This window comes from Paenibacillus forsythiae T98, from assembly GCF_000520735.1.
GTDB lineage: Bacteria > Bacillota > Bacilli > Paenibacillales > Paenibacillaceae > Paenibacillus_AQ > Paenibacillus_AQ forsythiae.
Window position 1 is genome coordinate 1 of sequence record NZ_ASSC01000467.1, and the last position, 4475, is coordinate 4475.

The window sequence follows — 4475 nt, forward strand, 5'->3', positions numbered from 1 at the left end:
GCTACGCTGCGGCGGCGGACGCCATCGAGCCGCTGCTGCGCCACATCGACGCGGGCCGCAGCTGGGACGAAACCCGCAATGTCCGCGGGTTATGGTGCGGAAAGCAAGCGCCCTGAACCGGCGCTTGTTCCCATGTCGGCAAGCGGTTCTAAATCCGCCGTTGCCGGATGTTTGGACCGGAGCGAGCCGAACAAGAAGCCAATTTTCCTTGGAATCGTTTACTTCATGGGGCGCTCTTTATTAATTTTGCCGTTCGGACGATATAGATTGTGGACCTTGGCGTACCGGCACAGGTGCAAATATTGCGTGTATGGCCGGTCCATGATTTACAATTCGCGACGAACGGAGTGGTTTTGTTGATTGTCAGCCTTCGAACCAAGCTGCTGCTCAGCTTTTTCTCAATTATTGCCCTGTTTCTGGTAACCGTCAGCGTGAATACTGTATTAAATCAGCGCGTTGCTGTGCTGACCGACAAAATTATCGCCTCCCAGCAGCGCATGGAGGTCATCCAGAGGTTGAATTTATTCGCCAGAATGGCTAATGATAACGGCGCGCATTACATGCTGGCCCCCGGCAATTTCAAAGCGGACTTCAAATCCCGTTTCGAAGAAACCGCAAAGTTTCTTGAGATGGAGGTCACCCGCCTGAAGGGCATGACGAATGATCCGGAGAGCCTTCAGCAAATCGAGGCCTTTCAGTCCAAATGGACGGCGGGCAAAGATTACAAGCTGAAGCTGATGGGCCGGATGGAGCAGGGTGACGCCTTGCAGGCTCAGCAGTTGTATGCCAAAGACTCCTTCGACTCCATAGCGTTCGCTTTGCTCTCCCTTCTTAAAGACGAGCAGGCGCAGATTGAACGTTACACGAGCGATATTCACAGCATGAACACCCAAGTGAAGCTGGTGAACTATATCCTCGTCGGGACCGCTATCCTCCTGTCTGTCGGCATTGCCCTCCTGCTGTCCAATTATTTGGTCTCGCGAATCAAACGGATTAAAGAGTCGGCCGGCGCGGTTGGGCATGGCGACCTTCGGGTGGAGGAGCTGAAGTTTAAAGGGAAAGACGAACTGACCGAACTGGCAGACGCTTTCAACAGGATGACACAATCGCTGCGCTCGGTTATCGGCAGCGCGGATCAGGTCTCGGTGCGGGCAGCCGCTTCCTCCGCTCAGCTTCAAGCCAGCGCGGAACAAACGAGCGAGGCAACGGAGCATATTGCGTCCATTATGGAAGAAATCACGGCCGGGACGGAGAATCAGACTTCACATGTGGATGCTAATCTTGACATTATCACGCATCTGTCGGAGAAGGTGCAGCAGATCGCGGCGAATGGACATGCTGTTCTCGGCAACGTCACGAACACGTCGAGCACGGCGCTTCAGGGCAAGAATGAGCTTGCAAATGCGACCCGGCAGGTTCGCGTCATTGAAGCGAGCGCCGGCAAGCTCTCTCAAATTATCATTGGCCTGCATCAGCAGGCCGTCCAAATCGGCAGCGCAACGAAGCTGATTATGGACATCTCCAAGCAGACGAATCTGCTTGCGCTTAACGCGGCGATTGAGGCGTCCAGAGCCGGGGAACAAGGGCGCGGCTTCTCCGTCGTTGCGGATGAAGTGAGGAAGCTGGCCGAGCAGACCCGCCTGTCTGCGGATCAGATCCGCGGACTTGTTGAGGGCATCCAGGAGGAGGCCGGTACAGCTGCGGCGGAGATGGAGCAGGGTACTTTGGAGGTGCAGAAGGGAATCCAGCTCATTGAAGTGGCGGGCGACTCCTTTGAAGACATTCTGCACAAGATCCAGCAGGTGGAGCATGACATCCGGGAGGTCACCGAATCCACCTCCGATATTATGACCGATACCCAAAAAGTCGTTTCGGGCATTTCCGTCATATCCGAAATCGCCAAGGAACATTCGGCAGGCACACAGAGCGTTGCGGCGGCGACAGAGCAGCAGCTGGCTTCCATGGAGGAAATCACTTCTTCATCCGGCGCCCTGACCGCGCTCGCAGATGAGCTGAAGGAACTGATCGGCAAGTTTCGTCTATAACTTTTGTGACCTGAGAGGTGAATACATAGTGAAGAAAATATCGGTAGTGAAGAAAATATCGGTGTGGATCATTCTTGGTCTTACGTTTACAGTTCTGTTCTCTGCTTGTTCCGGCGAGTCCCGGAAAGAACCGGTTACCTTGACCTTAATGAACGACTCACTGGAGCAGGAATCGGAGTTCATCAAGGCGCGGATCGGAGACTTTGAACAGGCGCACCCGAATATAAAGGTGAATATCATGGATGTGAATCCTGACGCGGCCCTGAACGTCTTCAAGAACGCCCTGCTCGGCGATCAACCGCTCGATGCCATGCGTATGGATTATCTCTGGGTTCCTGAATTCGCGGATCTCGGCTTATTGTACCCGTTGAATGATATGCTTCCGGAGTCCGATCGGAAGGACTTCAATCCGGCAACCCTGCGTTCGGTCCAGTATAGCGGCAAAATCTACGGCCTGCCGTCCGTCATGGACGCGCCCGCGCTCCTTTACAACAAACGAATCTTGCGGGAAAACGGCTTCTCCGCACCTCCGCAAACGATGGATGAACTGCTGGAAATCGCCCGGAAAGTGACGAATAAAGACCATTACGGCATCTATCTTATGGACGCGTCTTATTTTTCCCTGCCCTATATTTGGGCCTTCGGCGGAGGAACCATAACGGATGACCGAAAAATTGAAATTACTTCAAAGGACTCCATCGAGGGTCTGAAGTTCATGCGGAAGCTGAAGCAAGAACATGCAGCCCAGCCTTATTCGGGCTTCGAGGACGCCTATAACAAAATGAACACGGACTTCAAGGAAGGCCGTTCGGCTATGATGATCAACGGTCCCTGGGCGCTCTCCGACCTTCTCTCCGGCGGCGAATTCAAGGACGCAGGCAATCTTGGAATCACGACGATTCCGAAGGGGCCGAAGGGACAAGCCTCTCCTGCAGGCGGACACGGCTTCACCATTTCCAAATACAGCAAGCATCCGAAGGAAACCTATGAGCTGATTTCCTATCTTTCCAGCACAGAGACGCAGATTCAGCAGGCCAAGGAAGTTAAGACGCTTCCAACCAGAACGAGCGCTTATCAGGATGCTGCCTTGGCCGCAGATCCTGTTTTTCAAGGGTTCAAACAGCAGCTCGACGCTGCCAGATCCCGCCCGCTGATTCCGGAAAGCTCCGCAATGTTCTATGACTTCACTTCGAATCTCAGAGAAATTCTCCTTGGAACCCAATCGGCCGAAGAGGGAGCACGGAAAATCGAAGCCTCCTGGAGAACCCTGCTGAAGCTGGACCGGTAAACGATGAGTTAAAGCTTAGATGGATTAGAGCTTATAATTGAAGTCGGCTTGTGCTTGCCTGGCAAGTCCGGCTTTTTCATGATGCGCCCGGCATGGGCTGTATCCGTCTCCCCTTTGCCGCAGATCTGCTTAAACCTGTATCGCTGCGCCCGGCTTGAACGCCCTTAACGCGCTTAAGCTTGCCGGGGCCGTTTCTGCTATAATAGAGGATAAGCATGATAAGGCCTGGAGGTTTGTGATGGCAAAATATACACCGATGATCGAGCAGTATTTGAGAGTGAAGGAAGGGGCGAAGGATGCCTTCCTTTTTTTCCGGCTGGGCGATTTTTACGAAATGTTTTTTGACGATGCCCTGCTGGCTTCCAAGGAACTGGAAATTACGCTGACCGGCCGGGAGGGCGGGGGGAATGAGCGCATTCCGATGTGCGGGGTTCCCTACCATTCCGCCGAGGGCTATATTCAGCGTCTTATTGAAAAAGGGTACAAAGTCGCAATCTGCGAGCAGCTTGACGATCCTGCGACAACCAAGGGGATGGTTCGCCGGGATATTGTCCGGGTCGTAACCCCGGGTACGGTTATGGAAGGCAAGGTGCTCGCCGACAAGAGCAACAACTATTTGGTCTGCGTCACCGAACTCGCCGGCATGACGGCGCTTGCCGCCTGCGATTTGACGACAGGGGAGCTGTATGTGACGTCCTCGCCTACGGGGACGGACACGCTGCGCGGGGAAATCGGCTTGTATGAGCCGGCGGAAATCATCGGCGACGGGGCGCTGCTTGACAGTGTCCGGGCGGGGACCCTTCCGGGAGACAAGCCGGTCCTGTATACGCCGTGGGAGAAGAAGAATGAAAAGCTGGCCCGCAGTCAGTTCGGGGAAGCGGCCTGGGCGCGGCTGGAGCGCGAGCGGGCCGAATGCCTTGCATTGCTGATCTCTTACCTCAGCGAGACACAGCGGCGGTCCCTCGGGCAGCTTAGCCAGATTTCCTCCTACGAGCCGGGGAATTATATGATTCTCGATCCTTTCACGCGGCGTAATCTGGAGCTGACCGAGACTGTTAGGGAACGCGCCAAGAAGGGCTCTCTGCTCTGGCTGCTTGACCGTACGGAGACATCGATGGGCGCCCGGTTGCTGCGGCGGCGGG

At 54.9% G+C, this 4475-nt stretch carries 3 protein-coding genes; all 3 read left to right on the plus strand.

Annotated features, from left to right (window positions below; translation table 11 throughout):
* Positions 1-347: 347 nt before the first annotated feature.
* The gene (locus tag L692_RS0114980) at positions 348-2045 is read left to right on the plus strand and encodes a methyl-accepting chemotaxis protein (RefSeq protein WP_232238801.1); all 1698 of its coding nucleotides are present in this window, start codon (positions 348-350) and stop codon (positions 2043-2045) included.
* Positions 2046-2073: 28 nt separating this feature from the next.
* On the plus strand, positions 2074-3333 hold the full coding sequence (locus L692_RS0114985) for an extracellular solute-binding protein (protein ID WP_232238800.1): 1260 nt from the start codon (positions 2074-2076) through the stop codon (positions 3331-3333).
* 238 nt (positions 3334-3571) lie between these two features.
* On the plus strand, positions 3572-4475 hold a 904-nt coding region (locus L692_RS28925; protein WP_036723840.1), incomplete at its 3' end, for a MutS N-terminal domain-containing protein.